Annotated in this window: 2 protein-coding genes; both read right to left on the bottom strand. The window is 43.0% G+C overall.

Translation table 11 applies throughout. From position 1 onward, the window contains the following. On the bottom strand, positions 1–242 hold a 242-nt coding region (locus CWB85_RS21945), incomplete at its 3' end, for a glycoside hydrolase family 97 N-terminal domain-containing protein (RefSeq protein WP_171039072.1). Beyond that, on the bottom strand, positions 242–632 hold a 391-nt coding region (locus CWB85_RS21940), incomplete at its 5' end, for an aldose epimerase family protein (protein ID WP_502705330.1). The genes CWB85_RS21945 and CWB85_RS21940, both read right to left, overlap by 1 nt.

Genomic DNA, 632 nt, shown 5'->3' with positions numbered 1-632 from the left:
GCAGCTAAGCTCAATCGCTTAGTAAAGTCAGTATTATTAAGCGTGATACCTAATAAAGAAGGCTCAATGACCTTATCGCTACGTGACCGTACTTGATAACTTAGCTGCCCTTGCTCATCTAAATCAACCAATACAGTTAACTGCTGATCCGGGCTACGAATGGTCGCAATCTCAGTCGCTTGCGCCACAGTTGTGATCACTAAGGCTGCAAACAGCAGCCCTATTCGATTAACAAAACGCATTATTTAGTACCAAATTCGTACACTATACGGGTTGAATAAACTTCACCCGGTAGCAATGTTGTGCTTGGGAATGTTGGCTGATTAGGCGCATCTGGGAAGTGCTGTGGCTCTAAACAAAAACCACTTCTTAATTTATGTACTAAACCAGAGGCTTGTTTGCTACTGCCATCTAAAAAGTTGCCCGAGTAAAACTGTACCGCTGGCTCTTCTGTATACACAGTCAAGGTACGCCCTGAGCTTGGTTCATACACCTTAGCCGCTTCAATCAAATCATGATTAGGCTGGCTTTTAAGAACAAAGTTATGGTCATAACCTTTGCCAAGCTTGAGCTGCTCATCATCGGCATTTATTTCTTTGCCAATGGCTTTTGGATTTCTAAAGTCAAACGGC

It is taken from the genome of Pseudoalteromonas sp. S1727, assembly GCF_005886375.1.
Taxonomy (GTDB): domain Bacteria; phylum Pseudomonadota; class Gammaproteobacteria; order Enterobacterales; family Alteromonadaceae; genus Pseudoalteromonas; species Pseudoalteromonas haloplanktis.
The sequence above is the reverse complement of the archived record's forward strand: the minus strand, read 5'-3'. Positions and strand labels throughout refer to the sequence as shown.